The sequence below is a fragment of the Pseudomonas petrae genome (genome assembly GCF_021728295.1).
Lineage (GTDB): Bacteria > Pseudomonadota > Gammaproteobacteria > Pseudomonadales > Pseudomonadaceae > Aquipseudomonas > Aquipseudomonas petrae.
The window spans coordinates 14,465-39,660 of record NZ_JAKJXE010000011.1; the positions used below are offsets into that span (position 1 = coordinate 14,465).

Here is a 25,196-nt window from a genome sequence, read left to right on the forward strand (position 1 = left end):
CATGACTGATACCTTGTCACGCCTTGCCGAGGTGCTTGAATCACGCAAGGGCGCGGCTGCCGACTCGTCTTATGTCGCCAGCCTCTATCACAAGGGATTGAACAAGATTCTGGAGAAGGTCGGCGAAGAGTCGGTCGAAACCATAATCGCTGCCAAGGACGCTGCCATCAGCGGTGACTGCAGTGATGTCGTCTACGAAACCGCCGACTTGTGGTTCCACAGCATGGTGATGCTCGCCCAACTGGGCCAACACCCGCAAGCCGTGCTCGATGAGCTGGACCGCCGTTTCGGCCTGTCCGGCCACGCCGAGAAGGCGTCTCGCTCGGCGGAATAAATACATGGGCTGCGGCCCGAAATTTCTTGTGAGGAACGCGTCATGGGCATTTTTGACTGGAAACACTGGATCGTCATTCTCGTGGTTGTCGTGCTGGTGTTCGGCACCAAGAAGCTCAAAAACCTGGGCACTGACGTGGGTGAGTCGATCAAGGGCTTTCGCAAGGCCATGAACGATGACGACAAACACCCGGAAGAGCCTCCGGTGCAGCCGCCGGTTCAGCCACAGCCGACCGCGCAGCCTGTTCCTCCGACTCCGCCGCTGCACCAGCCGCACACCATCGACGCTCAAGCGCAACGAGTCGAAGACCCCCTCCGCAAAGACTAGGTCGTGACGCATGTTTGGTATCAGCTTTTCTGAACTGCTGCTGGTCGGCCTCGTTGCCCTGCTGGTGCTGGGCCCCGAGCGTCTGCCGGGCGCAGCACGGACGGCCGGGCTCTGGATCGGCCGTCTGAAACGCAGCTTCAATGCGATCAAACAGGAAGTTGAGCGCGAAATCGGCGCTGACGAGATTCGGCGTCAGTTGCACAACGAGCATATTCTTTCGCTGGAAGAAGAGGCTCGCAAGATCATGCAGCCGCAACAACCGCCTGCTGCGCCTGTTACGCCAGCACCGGCTGAACCTGCTACCGAGACGCCGGTTTCGCCGGCCCCGGTATCGACAGCGCCGGTCATGGGTGCGGCCTCACCGGTCCAGAGCGCCGACATTGGCCCGGCCGCTCCGGCTGAAAGCGCGTCGGTCGCACCGCCGCCTGTTCATGTCGGGCCTGCTGCGCCCGCTGCACCTGAATCTGCACCCGCACTTGCGCCGGTCATCACCCCTGCGACCGCGGTGCAACGTGCGCCTTCTGCCAACGATTCGTCACTGCCACCACGAGCCCCATGAGCGAAATTCCGGAAAACGACCAGCAAATGCCGCTGGTCTCGCACCTGACAGAACTGCGCTCGCGCCTGCTGCGCTGCGTGCTGGCGATCTTCGTGATCTTCGGCGCGCTGTTCTACTTCACACAGAAGATCTACACCTTCGTTTCTGCCCCGCTGCGCAAGTTTCTGCCTGACGGCGCCACGATGATCGCGACCGATGTGGCCTCGCCGTTCATCACGCCGTTCAAGCTGACGATGATGGTGGCGCTGTTCCTGGCGATGCCGGTGATTCTGTATCAGATCTGGGGCTTCATCGCGCCCGGTCTGTACAAGCATGAAAAGCGCGTCGCCGTGCCGCTGCTGGTGTCGAGCATCATCCTGTTCTATGCCGGGATGGCGTTTGCCTACTTCCTGGTCTTCCCGCTGATTTTCCACTTCTTCGCCAGCGTCACCCCGGAGGGCGTGTCGATGATGACGGACATCGCCAGTTATCTGGATTTCGTCATGACGCTGTTCCTGGCGTTTGGCGTTGCGTTCGAGATCCCGGTGGCGGTTGTGCTGCTGGTGTGGATCGGCATCGTCGACGTCAAGTACCTGAAGAAGATTCGCCCGTACGTGGTGATCGGCTGCTTTGTGGTCGGCATGATCCTCACCCCGCCGGACATCTTTTCGCAGACCCTGCTGGCCGTGCCGATGTGGCTGCTGTTCGAGATCGGCGTGCTGTGCAGTTCGATGATCACCAAACGCGGCGATCATGAAGACGACGAAAAAGCCGAAGACGAACAGAGCCAACCGCCAGCGACCCAGCCGTGAACCTGCTGTTGCTTGAGGAAGCCGACTTCATCGCGGCGGACCGGGTTGTGCTGCGTGACCGGCGCCTCAAGCACATGCAGGAAGTGCATCGCAGCGAGGTCGGCGACAGCCTGCGGGTCGGCCGCGTGAACGGACTGCTGGGCAGTGCGCAACTGCTGCGGCTGGAGCCTCGGGAAGCCGAGCTTTCGGTGAGCTTCGAGCACGCCCCGCCGGCCAAACTGCCACTGACGCTGATCCTCGCCCTGCCTCGTCCGAAGATGCTGCGCCGCGTGTTTCAGACCGTGGCTACGATGGGTGTGTCCAGAGTGATCCTGGTCAACAGTTATCGCGTCGAAAAAAGCTTCTGGCAGACACCCTTTCTGGAGCCTGCGGCGATTCGCGAGCAGTTGATTCTCGGATTGGAGCAGGCCCGGGACAGCGTGCTGCCGGAGATCGTCATCGAAAAGCGCTTCAAGCCATTCGTTGAAGACCGCCTTCCCGCCATCGTGGAGGGGACGCTGGGTTTGGTCGGCCATCCGGGTGATTTCCCCGCCTGCCCGCGCGCGGTTGAACAGCCTGTCACCTTGGCCATCGGCCCTGAAGGTGGCTGGATTCCCTACGAAGTCGACCTGTTGCACGCGTCCGGCTTGAATCCGGTTCAACTGGGCGCACGGATCCTGCGCGTCGAGACCGCCGTGACCGCGCTGCTGGCCCGGTTGTTCTGAGGCTGCATTGCATCTGACTCGACCGAGGCGTCTGTTTTGCTGCCACCTCGCGCCAGTTCGCGGGCAAGCGCGCTCCTACGCCCTTCGGGCAGAATCCAAGGCAGATCGCCGACATCCGGACGCGCGGCAAACCCAATGAGCATCCGCACCAGTTGCATCTGACTCGACCGAGGCGTCTGTTTTGCTGCCGCTTCGCGCCAGTTCGCGGGCAAGCGCGCTCCTACGCCCTTCGGGCAGAATCCAAGGCAGATCGCCGACATCCGGACGCGCGGCAAACCCAATGAGCATCCGCACCAGCGGCACTCAACCTGACGATCAATACCGAACCCATCTCTGCCGATCAACGCCTGACCCGCTTCTGCCGAAGGCGTAGGAGCGCGCTTGCCCGCGATCGGCTGCGCAGCAGTCGTGAACCTGCCCACCAAGCCCTTAGTCATCCAACGCTTCAGTTCGTCGCGCAGCGGCCGATGTACAGGCGTCCATAAAAACAATTCGCAAGGAATCATCATGTCTCGCTGGTTTACCCAACGCCTTGGAAATATGAGCGTCAGCCTCAAACTGGGTATCGGTTTCGGGCTGGTGCTGTTGCTCACGCTGCTCATCACGGCGACGGGCTGGTCGAGTGTCAAGGCGTTGATCGAGCGCGGCGACAAGCTGGGGATGATCTCGCTGATCAGTGAGCGGACGATGGACCTGCGCACGGCGAGCATGGTGTATGAAACCCAATACAGCGCCGAAGCCGCGACGGCTGTCATGACTGCGCTGGACAAGCTCGACGCGGATCTGAAAACCGCGCGCAGCATGATCAGAGGCGCTGACGATCTCACGCTGCTGGATACTCAGATTCAGGCGGCCAGCGATTACCGCCGCGCCTTCGACGACATGACCAAGGCCATTCAGAATCGCGAAGCCAGCCGGACCAACCTGGGGGCCACCGCCGATGCCGCCGTGGACATGGTCAAAAAGATCGAGGAAGCGTTGATTCAGCACGACAACATCCTGCAATTCAACAGCGCGGTGGATGTCAGCAAACAGATTCAGCAGGCACGCTTCCAGGTCCGCGGTTACACCTTCAGCGGCAATCCGGATTTCGAAAAGAACGCTACCGCAGCCATCGACGAGGCCATTGTCGGGGTCAACACGCTGGCGGGCGACGTGTCTTCCCAGTACATCCCGCAACTGCAGAAGGCCAACCTGGCGCTCAAAGGCTACCGCGCGGCGGTCGGCCAATACCGTGACGCACAACTGGTCAGCCGTCAGGCCCTGGCCAAGATGACCGGGCTGGGCCAGCAGTTGCTCGATGTCAGCGACCAATTGAGCGTTTCGCAAAACGCCAAACGCGATGCCGACAGCAGTCAGGCCCAATCGACCCTTGGCATCGCGACGGTGCTGGCGCTGATCCTCGGTGTGCTTGCCGCCTGGGTCATCACCCGGCAAATCACAGTGCCGCTGGGCCAGACGCTTGTTGCGGTCGAGCGGGTGGCGTCCGGTGATCTGACCCACAACCTCAGCGTCGACCGCCGCGACGAGCTTGGCCAGTTGCAGGGCAGCATCCAGCGCATGACCGTCGGGCTGCGTGAATTGATCAGCGGCATCGGCGAAGGCGTGACCCAGATCGCCAGCGCCGCCGAAGAGTTGTCGGCGGTCACCGAACAGACCAGCGCCGGCGTCAACAGCCAGAAGGTCGAGACCGACCAGGTCGCCACCGCCATGCACCAGATGACCGCCACGGTGCAGGAAGTTGCGCGCAACGCCGAAGAAGCGTCCGAGGCTGCCGTAGCCGCGGACCTTCAGGCGCGCGAAGGCGACAAGGTGGTCAACGAGGCCATTGCGCAGATCGAGCGTCTGGCGACCGAAGTCGGTCACTCCACCGAGGCAATGGCTGAACTCAAGCGCGAGAGCGACAAGATCGGCAGCGTCCTCGACGTGATCAAGTCCGTTGCGCAGCAAACCAACCTGCTGGCCCTGAACGCCGCCATTGAGGCCGCGCGGGCTGGCGAGGCCGGGCGTGGCTTTGCCGTGGTGGCGGACGAAGTGCGCAGCCTCGCGCAGCGCACGCAAAAATCCACGGAAGAGATCGAAGAGCTGATTTCCGGCCTGCAGAACGGTACCCGGCAGGTGGCAACGATCATGGACAACAGCCGCGAACTCACCGTCAGCAGCGTCGAGTTGACCCGCCGCGCGGGCAGCTCACTGGAAAGCATCACCCGCACGGTTTCTGCGATTCAATCCATGAACCAGCAGATTGCCGCTGCCGCCGAAGAGCAAAGCGCCACGGCCGAGGAGATCAACCGCAGCGTGCTCAACGTGCGCGATGTGTCGGAACAGACCTCCGCGGCCAGCGAAGAAACCGCCGCATCGAGCGTCGAACTGGCGCGCCTGGGCAGCCATCTGCAAGCGCTGGTGGGCCGCTTCCGGGTCTGATCCATTTGCCCGGTTCGCATCTGCTTCAGCGGAAGGCTTGCCGGCAACACCTCCGATCAGGGGCGGAATCTGTGACACGCGTCCCCCCTTCCCGCCCCTCGGAAATCTCCTACGACCTGATCAGGTCACGCCTCCGCTTCCCCTGCCGATGCGCGTTTATCGCTCATCCGCAGGAGAGTCATCATGTTGCAAGGCATCAACCGGACGCTGGCCAACACCAGCGTCAAACTCAAACTCTCGCTGGGCTTCGGCCTGGTTCTGTTTCTGACCCTGGCCATCACCCTGACCGGCTGGCATGGGCTCGACACCATGATCGAGCGCTCGGAGTCATTGACCTCCATCGCCCAGCTCAACGCGATGACCAAGGACCTGCGCGCCGAGCGCATTGTCTTTCGGGTCGAAAACACTGCCGACAGCGCCTCGCGCGTCGTTGCGCGCATTAACGAGATCGAAGCGCATCTGGTGGTATTGCGCGACGACGCCCCGCCTGCCGACATCCTCAAGTTGCTCAACGGGCAGAGCGACACCGTGCGGGCGCTCGAAGCCACCTTTGCCGACCTGGCCAAGCTGCTGAGCGCGCGGGCAGATTCGCGTGCGCAACTGGCCGTCCTGTCTGAAGAGGCGATCACGTCCATTGGCCTGGTGGAAAGCGAAGTCTTGAAGGCCGTGAGTCAGGAGCAGGACAGCAGCGAGCGCCTGGGGGAGTTCACCAACATCCAGCAGTTGCGCGGCCAGGTGCAAAACGCCCGTTACGAAGTCCAGGCGTACGTGTTCAGCGGTAAAGAGTCCTACGAGATCTCCGCCATTACCGCCATCGACGAAGCGCTGAAGGAAGTCGAGCAGATCGCCAGCGATCAGGCCGACGGCAACGTCAGCGAATTGCTCAACGCCCGTAAGACGCTGCTCAAGTACCGCGAGCACATGGGCCAGTTCAAAGACCTGCAGGTCAAGGTTGAAGCGGCTCAGGAGTCCATGGAGGCGCTGAGCGAGAGCCCGCTTACGTCAACCGGCGAGATCACGGCGCTGCAAGGCCAGCGGCGTGATGCGGAAGCCACGCAGTCGCGGCAGACGCTCAGTGGCGTGGCCGGGCTGGCAATGCTCCTTGGCCTGCTGGCCGCCTGGCTGATCACCCAGCAGATCATCGCGCCGCTACGGCTGACCTTGAGTGCCGCTGCGCGCATCGCCAAGGGTGATCTGAGTCAGGACCTCGAAGTCGGCCGTCGCGACGAGATGGGCATGCTCCAGCGCAGCATGCAGGACATGACTCTGAGCCTGCGCCAACTCATCAGCGGTATCAGCGACGGCGTGACCCAGATTGCCAGCGCGGCGGAGCAACTGTCGGCCGTCACCGAGCAAACCAGCGTGGGCGTCAATAGCCAGAAAGACGAAACCGATTGCGTCGCCACGGCCATGAACCAGATGACCTCGACCGTGATGGAAGTGGCTCGCAATGCTGAAGAAGCCAGCGAGGCGGCGCGGCACGCGGATCAGCAGGCGCGGGACGGCGACAAGGTGGTCAACGACGCCATCGCGCAGATCGAGCGCCTGGCGCTGGAGGTGAACAATTCAACTGAGGCGATGGGCAAGCTGAAGCTGGAGAGCGACAAGATCGGCGGGGTGCTCGACGTCATCAAGTCAGTGTCGCAACAGACCAATCTGCTCGCCTTGAACGCCGCAATCGAAGCCGCCCGGGCGGGCGAAGCGGGACGCGGTTTTGCGGTCGTCGCCGATGAGGTTCGCGGCCTGGCCCAGCGCACTCAGGAATCCACCGAGGAAATCGAAGTGCTCATCGCGGCGCTGCAAAGCGGCACCCAACAAGTGGTGATGACGCTCGATGCCAGCCGGACCCTGACCGACAGCAGCGTCGAGTTGAGTCGCCAGGCGGGCAGCGCGCTGGGACACATCACACGCACGGTGTCGACGATTCAGACGATGAACCAGCAGATCGCTGCGGCGGGAGAAGAACAGAGCAGCGTGGCGGAGCAGATCAACCGCAGCGTGCTGAACGTGCGGGATGTGTCCGAGCAAACCGCGGCGTCCAGCGAGGAGACCGCCGCCTCAAGCATTGAGCTGGCGCGGTTGGGGGTGCAGTTGCAGGAGATGGTCGGGAAGTTTCGGGTGAGTTGATTGCGGAGTTAGCACCGCCTCAACTGTAGGAGCGCGCTTGCCCGCGATTGCGGTGGATCAGACGACTTATTATGTGCTGACGGAATGCTTTCGCGGGCAAGCGCGCTCCTACAGTCGATTTGTGTATGGCTGTTAGCCTTGCAAACACGTCTGATTCATGGCCCAAACAAAAACGCCGCCGAAGATGGCTCTTCGGCGGCGTTTTGTTTAGCGCGTGAATCAGGCGTTAACGAGAGTCGCGTCGTTCACATGGGTCGCTGGCTGCAAGGGCAGCAGCGGCGCATGGGGATCGGCTTCCACCGAAGCGCGCCAGGCATTGAGCCAGGCGGAATTGCCTTCGCTCCAGACCAGCTCGTGCAACCGCGCCAGCGCAACCGGATCGCTCAGCAATTGCAGGCGCTCGTGGTTGTTCAGCAGCTCAGGGCCACCCTTGATCGCATGACGCACACGCTCGACACGCATCCACTCGATCGGCTCGGCATCGCGATGGCGAGAGGTCGCCAACGCGCAGGCCAAAGCGTTCTGCTGCGGATCAACCACTGCGCGAACAAAGCCGTCGTTCAGCGCGTGCCAGCGATTCTCATGGGTGTACGTGTCAGTGGACACCAGCTCTTGCGGCGGCGTGTGCTCTTCCGGAATCAGGAACAGCTTGGTGTCGCGCGCCTTCAGGCCCAGATTCGTGCGGCTGGAAATCACCGACACCGGGATCGACAGCATCAACGAACCCACAATCGGCACCAGCCACCACAGGAAGCTCGGGTTCAGCCAAGCCACCAGCAGCGCCCAGCAAAAGCCCAGCAGTGTCTGTGGCCCGTGACGCTTGACCGCTTCGCTCCACGGCGTCGAGTCATCATCACGCTGCGGCGAGTTCCACGTTGCGGCCCAGCCCAGGAACGCAGCCAGTACAAAGCGGGTGTGGAAGATCATGCGCACCGGCGCCAGCAGCATGGAGAACAACATTTCCAGCAGCATCGACATCGTAACCTTGATGCGGCCACCAAAGCCGGTCGCGCCCTTGGCCCAGATCAGAATCACGCTGAGCAGTTTCGGCAGGAACAACAGCACGACTGTCGTAGAGAACAAAGCGACGGCTTTTTCCGGGTGCCACTGTGGCCACAACGGATACAGCTGACGCGGCTCCATGAAGTAGGTCGGCTCCATCAGCGTGTTCACCGCCAGCAGCGCAGTCGACAGCACCAGGAAGAAGAACCACAGCGGCGCCGACAGATAGGACATCACGCCGGTCAGGAACACCGCGCGGTGCACCGGGTGCATGCCTTTCACCAGGAACAGACGGAAGTTCATCAGGTTACCGTGGCACCAGCGACGGTCACGCTTGAGTTCGTCCAGCAGGTTCGGCGGCAGCTCTTCGTAACTGCCCGGCAGGTCGTAGGCAATCCACACGCCCCAGCCGGCACGGCGCATGAGCGCTGCTTCGACGAAGTCGTGGGACAGAATCGCACCGGCAAAGGCTCCCTTCCCGGGCAGCGGCGCCAAGGCGCAGTGCTCGATGAACGGCTTCATGCGAATGATCGCGTTGTGACCCCAATAGTGGGATTCACCCAGCTGCCAGAAGTGCAGGCCGGCCGTGAACAGCGGGCCGTACACGCGAGTGGCGAACTGCTGCATGCGGGCGTACAGCGTGTCCATGCCCGAGGCACGCGGCGCGGTCTGGATGATGCCGGCGTCCGGCGTCGCTTCCATCAAACGCACGAGGCTGGTCAGGCATTCGCCGCTCATGACCGAGTCAGCGTCAAGCACAACCATGTAGCGGTATTCACCGCCCCAGCGACGGCAGAAGTCATCGAGGTTACCGCTCTTGCGCTTAACGCGACGGCGGCGACGACGGTAGAAGATCTTGCCGAAACCACCGGTTTCACGGCACACGTCCAGCCAGGCTTGTTGCTCGGCCACACAGATGTCGGTTTCGTTGGAGTCGCTGAGAATGAAGAAGTCGAAACGATCCAGATCGCCCGTGGCTTTGACCGATTCGAACGTCGCTCGCAGACCCGCGAATACGCGAGGCACGTCTTCGTTGCAGATCGGCATCACCAGCGCAGTGCGCGCACCGGCTTCGATCGGCTCAATGCCCGCGCTGGCACCGGAAATACGGTACTTGTCGTGACCAGTGAGCAATTCGAGGAAGCCCATCAGCGCGGTCCAGAAACCCGCCGATACCCAACAGAACAGAATCCCGAACAGCAAGAGGATGCTGGTCTGCAACGCGTACGGCATGACCTGAACAGCGGTCTGCCATAGGGTCTGGTGACTGATTTCGTCGAACGAAACCAACGACCAGCCCTGGTACGGCAGGATGCCTTTCATGTAGAAGCCGGCGACGATGGTCTGGCCCAGCATGAGGATCAGCAAAATGTAGCGACGGATCGAACCCACGGTGCGCCAGCGCGCCTTCGGCAGATCGCGTGGCAGATCGTCCTTGGGCGGCGGCGGATTGGTCTTCCCGGTCAGTCGACGCCAGCCGCGGTGCAGGATGTTGGTCCGCCACGGCTCCGGCACGACTTTGGTCCGACGAATCGGCGGCGTGGCTTTCAGGACAACGCGGCCGCTGGCGTCGACACTCAGCATCTCGGCTTCGTGCAGTTCATCAGCGGTCGTCAGGGTCAGGCGACGACCCACCGAAGCCTGGGAGGCCTCGGCAGGGTCAGCGACGGTCTGCGCCGAAAGGCGTTCGTGCAGCTCAGCGAACGAGGTGCAGCTGGCAAGTTCTGCCCGCTGCGCGTCGGTCATCGGCAAGTGCGCCAGGTACTCGCTGAGAGACTCATTCAAAGGCTCTGGCACCGCGTGTGAATTACTCATCGGCTGGCAACTGGTAGCTCCAGGTTTCGGTCAGGACTTGTTGAATCATGGCCGGCCCCTGTTGGGTGGATGCAGCCTCTACCGCTGGCTGCGGGGTGTCTTTCATAGCTTTGTTGGCCTTGGCAGCGTCGCCCAGAGCGGCTTCTGGCTTGGACGCCTCGTCCGACTTGGCTTCTGCAACCTTGGTTGCGTCAGCAGACTTGGCGGCATCCTTGCTATCGGCTTTAGGCCCTTTGGCTTCCTTCGCATCACCGGCCTTCAAAGCGTCGGTTTTGACGATTTCTGCTTTGTCATCCTTCTGTGCGGCAACCGCTGGCGCAGCGGCAACAGCAGGCTTGGCGTCAGCCTTGGCAACCGGCTTCTTGTCCGACTTGTCAGCGGTGATCACTGCTGGCTCCTTGCCCGGTTCGGCAGGGGTTTCACGCAGCAGGTAAGCACGCATCTCAACCGACTTGCCCGGATCCTTGACCTTCAGGCGCAAAGTCAGACGCCAGCCTTTGGTCACCGGGTTGTAGCGCAGATTGTTCTCGACCAGATCGGTGTTGTCGTCGGTAATGACCTGACTGCGGATCGACGGATCTTCGCCCAGCTTGGCGAGGGTCGGGCCAACGAAGTCGACCAGGTAGGCAACGCTGCCATCCGGTTGACGGATCAGGTTCGATTGCTTCACGTCACCCGTAGAGCGAAGGGTCTGCTTGACCCAGCCCAGATCCGGCGAGTGAATGGCGTCCTCATCCATGGTCCAGTGCAGACGGTAGTTGAAGTCGATCGGCTGACCCGGCTCTGGCTGGGTTTCCGGCTTCCAGAACGCAACGATGTTGTCGTTGGTTTCGTCGGCAGTCGGAATCTCGACCAGATCAACGGTGCCCTTGCCCCAGTCGCCCTTCGGCTCGATCCAGGCGCTTGGACGTTTGTCGTAGCGGTCATCCAGATCTTCGTAATGGCTGAAATTGCGGCCACGTTGCAGCAGACCGAAACCGCGCGGGTTCTCGACCGAGAAGCTGCTCACGGCAAGGTGTTTAGGGTTGTTCAGCGGACGCCAGATCCACTCGCCATTGGCGGCCTGGATCGACAGACCGCTGGAGTCGTGCAGCTCGCGACGGTAGTTGAGGACTTTCGACGGCTGATTGGCACCGAACAGGTACATGCTCGTCAGCGGCGCAACGCCCAGTTTGCCGACCTTGTCACGCAGGTACATGCGCGACTGGACATCAACCAGTGTGTTGGTGCCCGGACGCAGGGTCAGCTTGTACGCGCCAGTGGCGCGAGGGGAGTCGAGCAAGGCGAAAATAACCAGATGGTTGTCATCCGGGTTCGGCTTCTCGATCCAGAATTCGGTGAAGCGAGGGAATTCCTCACCCGATGGCATGGCCGTGTCGATCGCCATCCCGCGCGCAGACAGACCGTAAACCTGACCTTTACCGATCACGCGGAAGTAGCTCGCGCCCAGCATGGTCATGATTTCGTCTTGCTTGTCGTCTTTGTTGATCGGGTAAGTGACGCGGAAGCCGGCGTAGCCCAGGTTCTCGGTCGACTTGGGATCGAACTTCACGTCGCCGAAATCGAAACGACTCGGGTCGTACTTGATCTCGTTGACGGAGTTGGCGGTGACTTCATTGATTTTGACCGGGGTGTCGAAGTGCATGCCCTGATGGTAGAACGACACCTTGAAGGGGGTTTTGTCATTGGCCCACTCGGCCTTGTCTTGCAGGAAGCGGATCTTTTGATAGTCCGCGAACTTCATGTCGCGGAATTCGGCCGGAAGATTGCTCTTCGGCGCGGTGAATTTCTGTCCGGCCAGATCTTTGGCCTTTGTCGCCACGTCGTCGAGATCGAACGCCCAGAGCTGACTGGCGCCGAACAGACAAAACAAAGCCGACCCTGCCAGCAGCGCGCTGCGCAAGCGCCCGCCCGGGTTCTTTGGTGCATTACATGGACTAACAATCACGAGCAACCCTCGCCGAAAACAGATGAAGAAACCAACGGCCAGCTATCAAATGCCGGGTTGGCGAGCATTGTTCCGACTCCAAAAGGGGCCAATGATTCCCCAAGCGGTGTCGGACCAGTCTGCGTTTAACCGATTTGACGGGCCTTGGCCCGTCTTTGTAGCGCGGGATTATCCAGTAGCTCGCGTTACAACGCATCAGGGGACGCAAACTATTTATTGCGTTTGGAGCGAGTAATTCCGGGGCCATCAAACAGGCCGGGCTGTTCAGGTCTCAAGCAAAAATGTCACGGGGCCATCATTGATCAGGTGCACCTGCATATCTGCACCAAACTGGCCCGTTTCCACCGTAGCGTGAGAGGTTTTGGCCTTTGTCACCAAGTAGTCAAACAGCTCGGCGCCGAGGGCCGGGGGTGCAGCTTTTGAAAAGCTCGGCCGCATCCCGCTTTTAGTATCCGCCGCCAGGGTGAACTGTGAGACCAGCAGTAACCCGCCATTAACGTCGGTTAACGAAAGATTCATTTTCCCGTCGGCGTCACTGAATACCCGGTAGTTAAGCAGCTTGTGCAACATCTTGTCGGCGCTGGCCTGCGTGTCTTGAGGCTCGATGCCAATCAAGACCATTAATCCTTGATCAATCGCACCAATGGTCTGGCCGGCAACGTCGACGCGCGCCTGGGAAACGCGCTGAAGCAAGGCTTTCATTTATGCCTCTTCCGGCGGCAGATCCAGCAAACGGCGCGCCACTTCTGATGCCGCGCGCACCAGCGCGTCGGTGATGCCCGGCTCGGACGCCGAGTGCCCGGCGTCGCGGATGACCTGCAGCTCACTGTTCGGCCACGCCTGATGCAGCTCCCAGGCATTGTCGAGCGTGCAGATCATGTCGTAGCGGCCATGGACGATGATGCCCGGCAGATGGGCGATTTTTGGCATGTCGCGAATCAACTGGTTTTCTTCGAGGAACGCGCCGTTGGTGAAGTAATGACATTCGATGCGCGCAATGGACAGCGCACGATGGGGCTCGGTGAAGCGATCGACCACCTGCGGGTTCGGACGCAACGTGGCGGTGCGCCCTTCCCACGTCGACCATGCCTTGGCGGCGTGCATCTGGGCGATCTGATCGCTGCCGGTAAGGCGCTTGTGAAATGCGCCAAGCACGTCGCCGCGCTCGTCCGGCGGGATCGGCGCCATGTAGTCCTGCCAGTAATCCGGGAACAGGCGGCTCGCGCCTTCCTGATAGAACCACTTGATGTCCTGGGGCCGGCTCAAAAAGATGCCGCGCAAAATCAAGGCATGAACCCGATCAGGGTGCTTCTGCGCATAGGCCAGGGAAAGCGTCGAACCCCACGAGCCACCGAATACCACCCATTGGTCGATGCCCAAGTGGGTGCGGATGCGTTCGAGGTCATCGACCAGATGCCAGGTGGTGTTGTTTTCCAGGCTAGCGTGAGGCGTTGAACGGCCGCAGCCCCGCTGATCGAAGGTGATGATGCGATAGAGGTTCGGATCGAAATAGCGGCGGCTCTGTGCATCGCATCCCGAACCCGGTCCGCCGTGAATGAACACTACGGGCAAGCCGTCCGGCGAGCCGCTTTCATCGACATACAGCACATGCGGCTCTTCCACTGCCAGATCGTGCCGGGCGTAAGGTTTGATCTGCGGGTACAAAGTCTGCATAGGTGCTCCAAAAGTCCAGTTCAGGGGCTGCGGTCTATCTGCCGTGGGGCATCATAAACCCGAATCGGCGAATGAACATGCCTGCCTGATTCTGGCAACCTGTTATCCGCTGTTTCATGGGCATATGCCCTCTGGCAGCAAGCATCAGCAAGATCAACGCCAGAGTGGAACGATCAATGCAAGCCGTCTCCAGATCAGGGGAAAGCGCCAGAGATTCGCCGCCGGTGTGCAATGACGGCGAACCGAGGTAGCTTGTTCGAGTCGAACCGAGGGTCGTGCAACCGCGTAATTTTCATCCGTCCGGGAGGAAATAACCAATGACACGCCCTACAGTCAACCCACCCCATTTAATCGTCAAACCAACTTGAGGTCGTACCCGATGTCTCCGGAACCCAACGTTCGTGACGCTGAAGTGGCAGCCTTCCGAGAAGCTGTGCTGAACAAACTCGAGTATGCCGTCGGTAAAGACCCCGACCATGCCTTCGACCATGACTGGTTCATGGCAATTGCCCTGGCGACTCGCGACAAAATGGCCGAGCGCTGGATGAACCACACGCGCTACGTCTACCGGCAGGAAAAAAAGCGCGTTTATTACCTCTCCCTCGAGTTCCTGATCGGCCGTCTGATGTTCGACAGCCTGAGCAACCTGGGTATCCTCGACACCGCGCGCGAAGCGTTGAAAGGTCTGAACGTCGACCTGGAGCAGATTCGCTCGCTGGAGCCTGACGCTGCGCTGGGCAACGGCGGCCTCGGCCGTCTGGCCGCCTGTTTCATGGAGAGCATGTCAACCCTCGGCATTGCCGGTCATGGCTACGGCATTCGTTACGAGCACGGCCTCTTCCGTCAGGCCATCGTCGATGGCTGGCAGCAGGAGCAGACCGAGAACTGGCTGGACTTTGGTAACCCGTGGGAATTCGAACGCCCTGAAGTGATTTACCAGATCGGTTTCGGCGGCAGCGTGCAGCCCCAGCTTGATGCAGCCGGCGCACCTGTTCTGGATGCCTCGGGCGAAACCCGCCAGGTCTGGACCGCAGGCGAAACCGTCCGCGCGATTGCTTACGACACCCCGGTTGTGGGCTGGCGCGGCAAAGCGGTGAACACGCTGCGCCTGTGGCGTGCGCGTGCGGTGGAAGATCTGCACCTTGAACGCTTCAACGCCGGTGACCACGTCGGTGCGGTGGCGGAAGTGGTGCGGGCAGAAAGTATTTCCCGTGTGCTGTATCCAAACGACAGCACCGAAGCGGGCCAGGAACTGCGCCTGCGCCAGGAATTCTTCTTCGTCTCGGCGTCGTTGCAGGATTTGCTGCGCCGCCACAAGAACATGGGCTACAGCATCAGCAGCCTGCCGGAACACGTGGCCATCCAGATGAACGACACGCACCCGTCGATTGCTGTGGCGGAGCTGATGCGCGTCCTGATTGATCTGCACGACGTGGAGTGGGACGAGGCCTGGCGCATCACCGTCGGCACCCTGGCGTACACCAACCACACGCTGCTGCCTGAGGCGCTGGAAACCTGGTCGGTCGGCCTGATGGAGCGCATGTTGCCGCGCCACATGCAGATCATCTACATGATCAACGCCCAGCACATCGACAAGGTTCGCCTGGACTTCAAAGACGATCCTGCGCTGTTTGACTTGTTGCGCGCCGTCTCGCTGATCGAAGAAGACAACGGCCGTCGCGTGCGCATGGGTAACCTGGCATTCCTCGGCTCGCACAGTGTGAACGGTGTGTCAGCGCTGCACACACAGCTGATGCGCAAGACCGTTTTCGCCCATCTGCACAAGCTGCACCCGGATCGCATCAACAACAAAACCAACGGCATCACCTTCCGCCGCTGGCTGTTCCAGTCCAACCCTCAGCTGACTTCCATGCTGGTCAACGAGTTGGGCGAGCAAGTGCTCGACAACCACGAGACCGCCCTTCTGAAACTGGAGCCGCTGGCTGACGACGCACGTTTCCAGCAGGAATTCGCCGCTCAACGCCTGCAAAGCAAACAAGCGCTGGCCACGATCATTCAGGACCGCATGGGCATCGTGGTTAACCCTGAGGCGATGTTTGACGTGCAGGTCAAACGTATCCACGAGTACAAGCGTCAGTTGCTGAACCTGTTCCACACCGTAGCGCTGTATCAGGCCATGCGTGCCGACCCGAGCACCGATTGGGTGCCGCGCGTGAAGATCTTCGGCGGCAAGGCGGCGGCCAGTTATCACTCGGCCAAGCTGATCATCAAGCTGACCAACGACATCGCGCGCACGGTCAACAACGACCCTACGCTGCGTGGCCGTCTGAAAGTGGTGTTCATGCCCAACTACAACGTCAGCCTGGCGGAAAGCATCATTCCGGCGGCGGATTTGTCGGAGCAGATTTCCACGGCGGGTCTGGAAGCGTCCGGCACCAGCAACATGAAGTTCGGCCTCAACGGCGCACTGACCATCGGCACCCTCGACGGCGCCAACGTGGAGATGAGCGAGCAGGTCGGCCTGGAGCACATGTTCATCTTCGGCATGACCGCGCAGGAAGTCGAAGCGCGCAAGCATGCCGGTGAGTTCAACGCGCACCAGGACATCGCGGCGTCCGGGCGTTTGAATGACGTGCTGCAAGCGATTCGGGGCGGGGTGTTCTCGCCGGATGATCCATATCGCTATGCCGGGCTGATCGATCAGTTGATCAACTACGATCGCTTCTTCGTCTGCGCGGACTTCGAGTCGTACTGGCACGCGCAGGCCAAGGTGGAAGCGCGCTGGCACGATCCGAAAGAATGGTGGCGCTCGGCGGTGCTCAACACCGCGCGCATGGGCTGGTTCTCCTCGGACCGGACCATTCGCGAATACGCGACCGAAATCTGGAACGCGCTGGATTAAGGACGTGTGAGGTGATTGTCTCAGCCGAGGCAATCACCTGCGCTGGAGGTGCAGCCCTCTGTAATGACTGGCTGGAGGTCTCGCAGAATCGCGTCGATCACACCTCTCGCCAACGACAAAAATCCACTGTAGGAGCGCGCTTGCCCGCGATTGCGGTGGGTCAGACGGCTAATTATTTGCTGACGGAATGCTTTCGCGGGCAAGCGCGCTCCTACTGGTTTGCGCCAACCACGGAACGTTCTCTCGACCCATCGGGTGGTCCAGCAGCATCAACAGATCACCATTCGACCGCCGGATATGTTTGCGCCCAGATGCATCAGCGACTCAGTTCTCCTTCACCGACACAAAATGTTTCCCCTTTCCTGACGCCCGATATACTTTTCGCCATCGCCGTTAATCGGCAGAAAAGGGATGTCGTCGCGTGCAATGGATTCTTCTGCTGGCCGGTCTGGTGATCGGGGCGCTTCTTGATGAGTCGCTGTTAGGGGGCGCCGTTGGCGCGGTCATTGGCCTGGCCGCGGGCTTGAGCTTCCGGCTTAATGCATTGACGCGGGAAACCGCCGTGCAGAAAGCCGAACTCGTCAAGACCCGGCTGGACCTCAACGCCGTGCAACAACGCCTCAGCCAGCTGGATTCCGCCGCCGCGCAATTGCCGGATGCGCCCGTGTCGGCGCCGTTGAATGTTCAGCCCATCGCAGACGATGGCCCGGAACTGCTGTGGGACCTTCCGGACCTTGAGCCGGCCGCCGCGGATGTCGGCGATTCGGAATGGAGTCGCCCTGCATCGGCGCCATCACCCACAGCCCCGAGCTACGCGCCCGCTGCTGCATCCGCCTCCCTGCCCGCTCCTGCCCAGCACAGCCTGTTCGACAGCGCCTTGCTGCGCGCTAAAAACTGGCTGCTGGGTGGCAACACCGTGCTGCGGGTCGGCGTGGTGTTGCTGTTTCTCGGTCTGGCGTTTCTGCTGCGCTACGCCACCGAAGGCATGGTCGTCCCGATCGAAGCCCGTTATGCCGGCGTCGCTGTCGCAGCGCTGGCGTTGTTGGGGCTGGGTTGGTGGCTGCGTCACCGCAACGAATCCTTCGCGCTGATGCTGCAGGGGACTGGCGTCGCGGTGCTGTACCTGACCGTGTTCGCCGCCATGAAAGTTCACACCCTGCTGGCGCCGGGGATGGCGTTCAGCCTGTTGGTCGCGGTCACCGTGTTTTCGGCCATTCTCGCCGTCACGCAAAACTCCCTGGCCCTCGCCTGCGTCGCTGCGCTGGGCGGATTTGCTGCGCCGCTGCTGACGTCCTCCGGCGACGGCAGTCATGTCGCGTTGTTCAGTTATTTCGCCCTGCTCAACGCCGGCATCTTCGCCATCGCGTGGTTCAAGGCCTGGCGCCCGCTGAACCTGATCGGCTTCATCGGCACATTCGGCATCGGCTTCGCCTGGGGCATGAACGCGTACACGCCCGAGCTGTTCTGGAGCACCGAACCCTTCCTGATTCTGTTCTTCCTGATGTACCTGGCAATCGGCCTGCTGTTCGCCCGGCGCAAGCTGCAAGAACACGCGGCCGGTCCCGACGAAGACAGCCGGGAAGCCACCCTGCGCTGGTCCGCGCGCCAGACCCACTACGTCGATGGCAGCCTGTTGTTCGGCACACCCATCGTCGGTTTCGGCCTGCAGTACGCCCTCGTTCAACACATCGAATTCGGCGCTGCGTTGAGCGCACTGGCGCTTGGCTTGCTGTACATGGGCATCGCTCGGTTCCTGGCCGGGCGCGCACCGGGTCGGGCATTGCTGCTGGTCGAAACGTGCCTCTCGCTGGGCGTTGTGTTCGGCACGCTGGCGATTCCGCTGGGCCTGAGCGCGCAATGGACGACGGTCGCCTGGGCCGTCGAAGGCGCAGCGGTGTTCTGGCTCGGCATGCGCCAAAACCGCTTGCTGGCACGGGGTTTCGGCCTGCTGCTGCAACTGGGCGCGGGAATCGCGTTCCTGGGCGTAGTCGGGCGCTGGTATGCGCCGAACTTCAACCACGGTGACTTCTGGACACCGCTGATCATCGCCCTCGCCGGTCTGGTCAGCGCCTTTACCGTGGAGCGCATCGGCACCTTGCGTTTGTCGTTGAGCAATCGTTTCTTGCAGCCGTTGCTGTTGACCTGGAGCGCGCTGTGGTGGACCGCAGCGGTGTGCGTCAGCACCCATTACGTGCCGGGAGAGGCCGAGTTCTCGACGCTCTTGCTGTTGGGCGCCGTCAGTGTTGGGCTGTGGACATTGACGGCCCTGCGCCTGAACTGGGCGGGGATCGCTCAACTGTCCACGCTGCTGACACCCATGAGCGCGGTGTTGCTCGCGCTGATGAGTTTCAATACCTACTACAACCCCGCCGCCGATTGGGGCTGGCTGGGCTGGCTCGCGGTGTTTGCGGCTCATCTGTGGTCGCTGAAACGGCTCGACAAACTGCTGCTCCCGCGCTTGCGCAGTGCGGCCCATGTGATCGGCTGCTGGCTGATCATCGGCGTCCTCTCGCTGCAACTTCGCTACGGATTGCTGGTGCTGTCGGAGTCGTATAACGCCTGGCGCTGGCTGGGCTGGGCGTTGCTGCCGAGCCTGTATTTGCTGGCGATGACAGCATCCCGCACGTGGCCCTGGCCCGTCAGTGCGTATCCGCGTGAGTACCGCGTCTGGGCTGCCGCGCCGCTGGCGGCATTGATGCTCGGCTGGTTCTGGCTGGCGAACGGGTTCAGCGAAGGCGCTGCCGATCCCCTGCCCTATCTTCCATTGCTGAACCCGCTGGAGCTGGGCTTGCTGATCACGCTGACCGGCATCTTCAGCTGGACCCGCCAGCAACTCCCGCAGTTAGGCGTCAGCGAGGGACGTGCTCAGAAGGCGGCGCTGGTTATTGCTGGCGCATCGTTGTTCGCACTGATCACCGCCATGGTTCTGCGCACGGCGCATCACTGGGCCGGCGTGGCCTGGTACCCCGACGCGCTGTTTGAATCGATGCGTGTGCAGGCCGGGCTTTCCATCGTCTGGACGCTGACCGCACTGGCGCTGATGATCGTTGGCCATCTGCGCGCACGTCGCGAGCTGTGGATTGTCGGCGCCGCGCTGATCGGGGTCGTCGTGGCCAAACTGTTCTTCGTCGAGCTGAGCAATCGTGGCGGTCTGGAGCGAATCATTTCCTTTATCGGCGTTGGCGTTCTGTTGCTGGTGGTGGGATATTTCGCCCCCCTGCCGCCTCGGCATCCGGCCCGAAATGAGGGTCTGGCCGATGCAGATGCTGCGGACCGGGCATCGAAATGAAACGCGTAAGGAGTGTTCAGTTGAGTCGTCAGTTCGTCATCAAGGCCGCCCTGCTTGCCCCGTTGCTGGGCTCGCTGCTATGCGCGGCCCCGCTCAGTCAGGCGGAGGATCTGCCGGATGATTTCACCATCCATGCGCCGCTGACCGTCAGCGGCGAAGGGCCTTGGTATCGGCTGGAATTGCCCCTCGGCGTGCAGTTGAACGCGCGCCAGAGCACTCTCAACGACGTGCGTGTTTTCAACGCGGACGGCCAGGCCCAACCCTACGCCATTACCCAAAGCCCGCCCCAGCGTGCAGCCGACGCAAGCCCGGTCTCGGTGAAGTGGTTCCCGCTGTACAACAGCGATGGCGCAAAAGACGCCGAACCGAAAATCCGCGTCGAGCGCACGCCCAACGGCACACTCGTAGAGGTTCAGCCCCAGGGTGAAATCGAGGCGGGCGAAGAGATTCTGCGCGGCTGGCTGCTCGACACCAGCGCGATCAACGCGCCGCTGGATCAGTTGATTCTGGACTGGAGCAGCGAACGCGACGGTTTTCAGCGGTTCAGCATCGAGGCCAGCGACGACCTCCAGCATTGGCAGCGCTGGGGCGAGGGTCAGGTAGCGAGGCTGTCTTTCGCTGAAGAGTTGGTTGAGCAGCGCGTTGTTAATCTGCCGGGGCGCAGCGCCCGCTATCTGCGCTTGCTGTGGAAATCGCCCCTGTCCGCGCCGACGCTGAACGCCGTGCAACTGATCAGCACACAACCCGGCGTGCTGCCGTTGAGCTGGTCCCCGGCCATCAATGGTCGCGTCGAAAAACCCGGCGTGTATGTGTGGCAACTGCCAGTGGCCCTGCCGCTGGAACGGATGCGGATCGACATCGCGCAACCCAACAGCCTCGCGCCCGCCACGCTGTATGGGCGTCGTGACAGCAATGCGTCGTGGCAGCTGATCGACAACGGCCTGCTTTATCGGCTCAGCCAGAACGGTCAAGACGTTGTGCAGGACGAAATGGAGCTGCCCGGCAATGTTGTGCAGCAGCTGAAACTTGAGGTCGATGACCGTGGCGGCGGCCTGGGCAAGGACGCGCCGACGCTGAGTTTTGCCGTGCGCGCCACGCAACTGGTGTTTCTCGGCCGCGGCGCGCCGCCTTACAGCCTGGCCGTTGGCAACGTCACGGTGAAAAGTGCAGCACTGCCGCTGGCGACGCTGATTCCCGGCATCAGCCCCGAAAAACTGGCAGCGCTGGGCAGCGCGTCCATGGCCTCCACACCGGTCGCGCCGGTTGCTCCGGCCGCGCCCGTGGAGGCCACTGGTCCCGACATGAAACGCATCGGTTTGTGGGCGGTGCTGATACTCGGCGTGATGTTCCTGGCATGGATGGCGCTCGCCACACTGCGCGGGTCGTAGCAAGTAACGCGCAAAATAAGGCGCCAACCGAGGCGGCTAACCGAGGCGCCAGAGAATAAGTGTCGGGGTGATGACGCTGAATCGATCCGGCATCGAAAAAATTGCAGACGATGCCCGCCAATTCGTCACCCCGATCGCGCTACGCTTAACGTACACCCGATGCGACTGGGTACGACGATCCCTTGTGGGACCGGCTTCAGCCGGGAAGGCGTCGGTCGTCACGCTGCAAGATTTGTGGTGTTCACACCGGCCTCTTCCCGGCTAAAGCCGGTCCCACTTGGATGTAGCCCGTGAACTCAATCACTACCTAACCGGTCTGACAGGCAGTATTAAATTTCCGCTCACGCTAGACTGTGCGCGTTTTTATCCCCCATTTTCGGAGCTCTCCATGTCCCGCGTTACCTTGAGTCGTTATCTGATCGAGCAGACCCGCACCAACAACACCCCTGCCGATCTGCGCTTTCTGATTGAAGTGGTGGCGCGTGCGTGCAAGGAAATCAGCCACGCGGTATCCAAAGGCGCCCTTGGCGGCGTGCTCGGCAGCATGGGCACCGAAAACGTGCAGGGTGAAGTGCAGAAGAAACTGGACGTGATGTCCAACGAGATTTTGCTCGAAGCCAACGAATGGGGTGGTCACCTGGCCGGTATGGCGTCCGAAGAGATGGACAACGCCTACCAGATCCCCGGCAAATACCCGAAAGGCGCCTACCTGCTGGTGTTCGACCCACTGGACGGTTCGTCCAACATCGACATCAACGCGCCGGTCGGCACGATCTTTTCGGTGCTGCGTTGCCCGAACGAGTACCTGAGCCAGAACGAAGCGCTGAACGAGAAGGCCTTTCTGCAGCCGGGGACTCAGCAAGTCGCCGCCGGTTATGCCATCTACGGCCCGCAGACCATGCTGGTGCTGACCCTGGGTGACGGCGTCAAAGGCTTCACGCTGGACCGCGAAATGGGCAGTTTCGTCCTGAGCCACGAGGACATCAAGATCCCGGAGTCCACTCAGGAATTCGCGGTCAACATGTCCAATCAGCGTCACTGGGAAGCCCCGGTCAAGCGCTACGTCGAAGAGCTGCTGGCAGGCGAAGACGGCCCGCTGAAGAAGAACTACAACATGCGCTGGGTCGCGGCGATGGTGGGCGACGTCCACCGCATCCTGACCCGTGGCGGTCTGTTCATGTACCCGCGCGACTCCCGCGAGCCTTCAAAGCCAGGCAAGCTGCGCCTGATGTACGAAGCCAACCCGATGTCGTTCCTGGTTGAGCAAGCCGGCGGCGCATCAACCGACGGCCATCAGCGCATCCTCGACATCCAGCCCGAAGGCCTGCACCAGCGCGTTGCTGTCTTCCTGGGTTCGAAGGAAGAAGTCGAACGCGCGACGGCGTATCACAAGGAATAACGTCCTGAATGGCCGCCTTTGGCTTACGACGTGAATGACATACCCGCCGCACCACACTGTAGGAGCGCGCTTGCCCGCGAAAGGCGGCGGGTCAGCAAACTATTCGTGACAGACAAAACATGATCGCGGGCAAGCGCGCGCCTACAGAGTTAGCGGCGAGCGCTGAGTCCGCCATCAACATCAATGGCTGACGTTAGGCGCTGCGACGCCGCCCTTCCTTCGATTCAGGAGCTTCATCTCATGTCTTTGCGCGCTCTCGCGGTGTTGTCGTTCTGCGTATTGCTGGCGGCCTGCAGCAAGGTCACTCAGGAAAATTACTCGAAAATTTCGGCCGGCATGTCGAAGGCGCAGGTCGAGCAATTGCTCGGCAGCCCGACCGAATGCTCCGGCGCGTTGGGGATGTCCAGCTGCACGTGGGGCGATGCGAAGACGTTCATCAGCGTCCAATACGCTGCCGAAAAGGTGGTGCTGTTTTCCGGTCAGGGCCTTAAATGAGAATTCGTCAGGCATTGAAAATCGGCGCTGTGGCCCTGGCAGCATTGTGGATCAGCGCCTGTGCGGTGAAGCCTGAAACTGAATCCATGGCGCCGAAGACGGTTGATCATGTCGATCTCAAGCGTTACCAGGGCACGTGGTACGAAGTAGCGCGGCTGCCGATGTTCTTTCAGCGCAACTGCGCGCAGTCCGAAGCGCACTACACGCTGAAGGATGATGGCAACATCGCTGTCACCAACCGCTGCCGCACGATCGAGGGCAAGTGGGAGCAAGCAACCGGAACGGCTTCACCGCAGGTTCAGGGCAAGACCGACAAGCTGTGGGTCGTGTTCGACAACTGGTTCTCGAACCTCTTCCCGAGTGTGGCGAAGGGCGATTACTGGGTGCTGTACGTGAGTCCCGACTACAAAGTGGCGCTGGTTGGCAGCCCGAACCGCAAGTTCCTGTGGCTGCTGTCGCGCACACCTCATGTGCCGGATGCAGTGCGCAACGACCTGCTGATGAAAGCGCAGCAACAGGGTTACGACACCACCAAGCTGATCTGGCGGGTGGCGGATTCGAAGATCAAGGCTGCCGACTGACCAGTCGCGACCAAGGTAGAGCCACCTTGCTCGCGAAGCTCTCCCCCGTCCACCTCAGATGCATCAGCCCAGCAACTCCCGCAATACCTGAGCGAACGCGCGGCTGCTCTGCTCTTCACCGGCATGGTGGCCGTCGCGGATCACCCAGCGGCCATTGACCATCACATCCTTGATCTGACGATCACTCCCGGCGAACAGCCAGCGATTGAGAATGGCATCACCGGACGCCGTTGCCAGATACGGATCGTTACCGTCCAGCACCAGCCAGTCCGCCCGTTTGCCCACTTCCAGCGCACCCACCGGCTGCCCCATCGCTTGCGCGCCGCCGATTAGCGCCGCGTCATACAGCGTGCGGCCGACCATCGGTTGATCCGGCCGGTACAGCCGATTCCGCCGCTGATCGCGCAGACGCTGGCCGTATTCCAGCCAGCGCAACTCTTCGACCACGCTCAGCGACACATGGCTGTCGGAACCAATGCCCCAACGGCCGCCCTGTGCGATGTAATCAACCGCCGGGAAAATCCCGTCGCCCAGGTTAGCTTCGGTGGTCAGGCACAATCCCGCGATCGCACGACTTTTCGCCATCAACGCCACTTCGTCCGGCTGGGCATGGGTCGCATGAACCAGGCACCAGCGCCCATCGACCTCGACGTTTTCATACAGCCACTGCAGCGGCCGGCGACCGCTCCAGCTCAGGCAATCGTCAACTTCCTTTTGCTGCTCGGCGATATGGATGTGGATCGGGCAATAGGGATCGCTGGCGGCCGTCACGTCACTGATCTGCTGCGGCGTCACGGCGCGCAACGAGTGAAAGCAAAGACCCAGCGCCTGGGCAGGTTGGGTGGTGATGACGGGCTTCAGACGGGACTGCAAGTCCAGGTAACTGTCGGTGCTGTTGATAAACCGGCGCTGCCCCTCGTTCGGCGTCAAGCCGCCGAAACCGGAGTGGCTGTAGAGCACCGGCAGCAACGTCATGCCGATGCCAATCGAACTCGCCGCCTGGCTGACCTGCAGCGCCAGCTCGGCAGGGTCGGCGTAGGGCTTGCCGGTGGTGTCCTGATGGACGTAGTGAAATTCCGCAACCGAGGTGAAGCCGCCCTTGAGCATTTCGATGTACAGCTGCCGCGCGATGACGCCGAGCTGCTGCGGACTGATCTGCCCAACGAGGCGATACATCAGATCGCGCCAGGTCCAGAAACTGTCATTGGGATTGCCGGCCACTTCCGCGAGCCCTGCCATGGCCCGTTGAAACGCGTGGGAGTGCAGGTTCGGCATGCCCGGCACCACAGGTCCGTTGAGCAGCTCGGCGTCACCGCGCTCGGCGTTGGCCTGAATCTGGCTCAGCAAGCCATCAGCGCTGACCTCAAAACGTACATCGGTGGCCCAGCCGGTGGGCAATAACGCACGTTCGGCAAAGAAAACGGACATAACTCGGCACCCCTCGCGTGAAATTGTCTATACATATACAGACGTTTA

Annotated in this window: 18 protein-coding genes and 2 pseudogenes; 15 read left to right on the forward strand and 5 right to left on the reverse strand. The window is 61.5% G+C overall.

The features are described 5' to 3' along the window. The first annotated feature begins 1 nt into the window (after window position 1). From L4G42_RS18920 to L4G42_RS26530, 9 genes and pseudogenes are all read left to right on the forward strand, one after another. Window positions 2–334, forward strand: coding sequence for a phosphoribosyl-ATP diphosphatase (locus L4G42_RS18920; RefSeq protein WP_065986654.1), 333 nt, complete (start codon window positions 2–4; stop codon window positions 332–334). A 42-nt stretch (window positions 335–376) separates the two neighbouring features. Beyond that, complete coding sequence (locus L4G42_RS18925) at window positions 377–661, forward strand: twin-arginine translocase TatA/TatE family subunit (protein WP_237253247.1); 285 nt, start codon at window positions 377–379, stop codon at window positions 659–661. Window positions 662–671: 10 nt separating this feature from the next. Next, complete coding sequence (tatB, locus tag L4G42_RS18930; protein ID WP_237253248.1) at window positions 672–1,220, forward strand: Sec-independent protein translocase protein TatB; 549 nt, start codon at window positions 672–674, stop codon at window positions 1,218–1,220. Then, on the forward strand, window positions 1,217–2,011 hold the full coding sequence (tatC, locus tag L4G42_RS18935) for a twin-arginine translocase subunit TatC (protein WP_133774761.1): 795 nt from the start codon (window positions 1,217–1,219) through the stop codon (window positions 2,009–2,011). Before tatB ends, tatC begins: the two co-directional genes overlap by 4 nt. Continuing rightward, entirely contained in the window at window positions 2,008–2,715 is a 708-nt protein-coding gene (locus L4G42_RS18940; RefSeq protein WP_237253250.1) for a 16S rRNA (uracil(1498)-N(3))-methyltransferase, read from the forward strand. The genes tatC and L4G42_RS18940 overlap by 4 nt, the downstream gene beginning before the upstream one ends. 660 nt (window positions 2,716–3,375) lie before the next feature. Further along, window positions 3,376–4,233: pseudogene (locus L4G42_RS26515) on the forward strand (methyl-accepting chemotaxis protein); the annotation flags it as partial. 201 nt (window positions 4,234–4,434) lie between these two features. After that, on the forward strand, window positions 4,435–5,139 hold the full coding sequence (locus L4G42_RS26520; RefSeq protein ID WP_474001572.1) for a methyl-accepting chemotaxis protein: 705 nt from the start codon (window positions 4,435–4,437) through the stop codon (window positions 5,137–5,139). A 309-nt stretch (window positions 5,140–5,448) separates the two neighbouring features. Then, window positions 5,449–6,408, forward strand: a pseudogene (locus L4G42_RS26525) (methyl-accepting chemotaxis protein); the annotation flags it as partial. Beyond that, window positions 6,400–7,266: a methyl-accepting chemotaxis protein gene (locus L4G42_RS26530; protein ID WP_474001573.1), complete on the forward strand. Its 867-nt coding sequence runs from the start codon at window positions 6,400–6,402 to the stop codon at window positions 7,264–7,266. The pseudogene L4G42_RS26525 and the gene L4G42_RS26530, both read left to right, overlap by 9 nt. 219 nt (window positions 7,267–7,485) lie before the next feature. On the opposite strand, the gene mdoH is transcribed toward L4G42_RS26530, so the two are convergent. The 4 genes from mdoH to pip all read right to left on the reverse strand — a co-directional run bounded on the left by mdoH (window position 7,486) and on the right by pip (window position 13,705). Further along, complete coding sequence (gene mdoH / locus L4G42_RS18955) at window positions 7,486–10,083, reverse strand: glucans biosynthesis glucosyltransferase MdoH (protein ID WP_237253253.1); 2,598 nt, start codon at window positions 10,081–10,083, stop codon at window positions 7,486–7,488. After that, window positions 10,076–12,031, reverse strand: a complete 1,956-nt coding sequence (locus L4G42_RS18960) for a glucan biosynthesis protein (RefSeq protein ID WP_336885876.1) — start codon at window positions 12,029–12,031, stop codon at window positions 10,076–10,078. Before L4G42_RS18960 ends, mdoH begins: the two co-directional genes overlap by 8 nt. Before the next feature lie 264 nt (window positions 12,032–12,295). Continuing rightward, window positions 12,296–12,733: a D-aminoacyl-tRNA deacylase gene (dtd, locus tag L4G42_RS18965; protein ID WP_237253255.1), complete on the reverse strand. Its 438-nt coding sequence runs from the start codon at window positions 12,731–12,733 to the stop codon at window positions 12,296–12,298. Next, entirely contained in the window at window positions 12,734–13,705 is a 972-nt protein-coding gene (gene pip / locus L4G42_RS18970) for a prolyl aminopeptidase (protein ID WP_237253256.1), read from the reverse strand. It lies immediately after the preceding gene. A 379-nt stretch (window positions 13,706–14,084) separates the two neighbouring features. Here pip and L4G42_RS18975 point away from each other — a divergent pair, with 379 nt between their 5' ends. The 6 genes from L4G42_RS18975 to L4G42_RS19000 all read left to right on the forward strand — a co-directional run bounded on the left by L4G42_RS18975 (window position 14,085) and on the right by L4G42_RS19000 (window position 23,720). Next, window positions 14,085–16,568 (forward strand): glycogen/starch/alpha-glucan phosphorylase, encoded by a 2,484-nt coding sequence (locus L4G42_RS18975; protein WP_237259200.1) that lies wholly within the window; start codon window positions 14,085–14,087, stop codon window positions 16,566–16,568. 421 nt (window positions 16,569–16,989) lie between these two features. Next, complete coding sequence (locus tag L4G42_RS18980; RefSeq protein ID WP_237253258.1) at window positions 16,990–19,857, forward strand: DUF2339 domain-containing protein; 2,868 nt, start codon at window positions 16,990–16,992, stop codon at window positions 19,855–19,857. 50 nt (window positions 19,858–19,907) lie between these two features. Beyond that, window positions 19,908–21,245, forward strand: a complete 1,338-nt coding sequence (locus L4G42_RS18985) for a DUF3999 domain-containing protein (protein WP_237261129.1) — start codon at window positions 19,908–19,910, stop codon at window positions 21,243–21,245. A 388-nt stretch (window positions 21,246–21,633) separates the two neighbouring features. Further along, the gene (locus tag L4G42_RS18990; protein WP_065986681.1) at window positions 21,634–22,644 is read left to right on the forward strand and encodes a class 1 fructose-bisphosphatase; all 1,011 of its coding nucleotides are present in this window, start codon (window positions 21,634–21,636) and stop codon (window positions 22,642–22,644) included. A 240-nt stretch (window positions 22,645–22,884) separates the two neighbouring features. Then, entirely contained in the window at window positions 22,885–23,139 is a 255-nt protein-coding gene (bamE, locus tag L4G42_RS18995; RefSeq protein ID WP_237253259.1) for an outer membrane protein assembly factor BamE domain-containing protein, read from the forward strand. Between the two features lie 86 nt (window positions 23,140–23,225). Then, entirely contained in the window at window positions 23,226–23,720 is a 495-nt protein-coding gene (locus tag L4G42_RS19000) for a lipocalin family protein (protein WP_237253342.1), read from the forward strand. Window positions 23,721–23,783: 63 nt separating this feature from the next. Here the strand turns inward: L4G42_RS19000 and L4G42_RS19005 are convergent, their stop codons facing one another. Next, window positions 23,784–25,148, reverse strand: coding sequence for a formimidoylglutamate deiminase (locus L4G42_RS19005; protein ID WP_237253260.1), 1,365 nt, complete (start codon window positions 25,146–25,148; stop codon window positions 23,784–23,786). Between the last annotated feature and the right edge of the window lie 48 nt (window positions 25,149–25,196).

Coding starts and splice junctions, on each gene's coding strand:
- L4G42_RS18920 (WP_065986654.1), top strand. CDS start 2: ATGACTGATACCTTGTCACGCCTTGCCGAGGTGCTTGAATCACGCAAG.
- L4G42_RS18925 (WP_237253247.1), top strand. CDS start 377: ATGGGCATTTTTGACTGGAAACACTGGATCGTCATTCTCGTGGTTGTC.
- tatB (WP_237253248.1), top strand. CDS start 672: ATGTTTGGTATCAGCTTTTCTGAACTGCTGCTGGTCGGCCTCGTTGCC.
- tatC (WP_133774761.1), top strand. CDS start 1,217: ATGAGCGAAATTCCGGAAAACGACCAGCAAATGCCGCTGGTCTCGCAC.
- L4G42_RS26520 (WP_474001572.1), top strand. CDS start 4,435: ATGACCGCCACGGTGCAGGAAGTTGCGCGCAACGCCGAAGAAGCGTCC.
- L4G42_RS26530 (WP_474001573.1), top strand. CDS start 6,400: ATGACTCTGAGCCTGCGCCAACTCATCAGCGGTATCAGCGACGGCGTG.
- mdoH (WP_237253253.1), bottom strand. CDS start 10,083: ATGAGTAATTCACACGCGGTGCCAGAGCCTTTGAATGAGTCTCTCAGC.
- dtd (WP_237253255.1), bottom strand. CDS start 12,733: ATGAAAGCCTTGCTTCAGCGCGTTTCCCAGGCGCGCGTCGACGTTGCC.
- pip (WP_237253256.1), bottom strand. CDS start 13,705: ATGCAGACTTTGTACCCGCAGATCAAACCTTACGCCCGGCACGATCTG.
- L4G42_RS18975 (WP_237259200.1), top strand. CDS start 14,085: ATGTCTCCGGAACCCAACGTTCGTGACGCTGAAGTGGCAGCCTTCCGA.
- L4G42_RS18990 (WP_065986681.1), top strand. CDS start 21,634: ATGTCCCGCGTTACCTTGAGTCGTTATCTGATCGAGCAGACCCGCACC.
- bamE (WP_237253259.1), top strand. CDS start 22,885: ATGTCTTTGCGCGCTCTCGCGGTGTTGTCGTTCTGCGTATTGCTGGCG.
- L4G42_RS19000 (WP_237253342.1), top strand. CDS start 23,226: ATGGCGCCGAAGACGGTTGATCATGTCGATCTCAAGCGTTACCAGGGC.
- L4G42_RS19005 (WP_237253260.1), bottom strand. CDS start 25,148: ATGTCCGTTTTCTTTGCCGAACGTGCGTTATTGCCCACCGGCTGGGCC.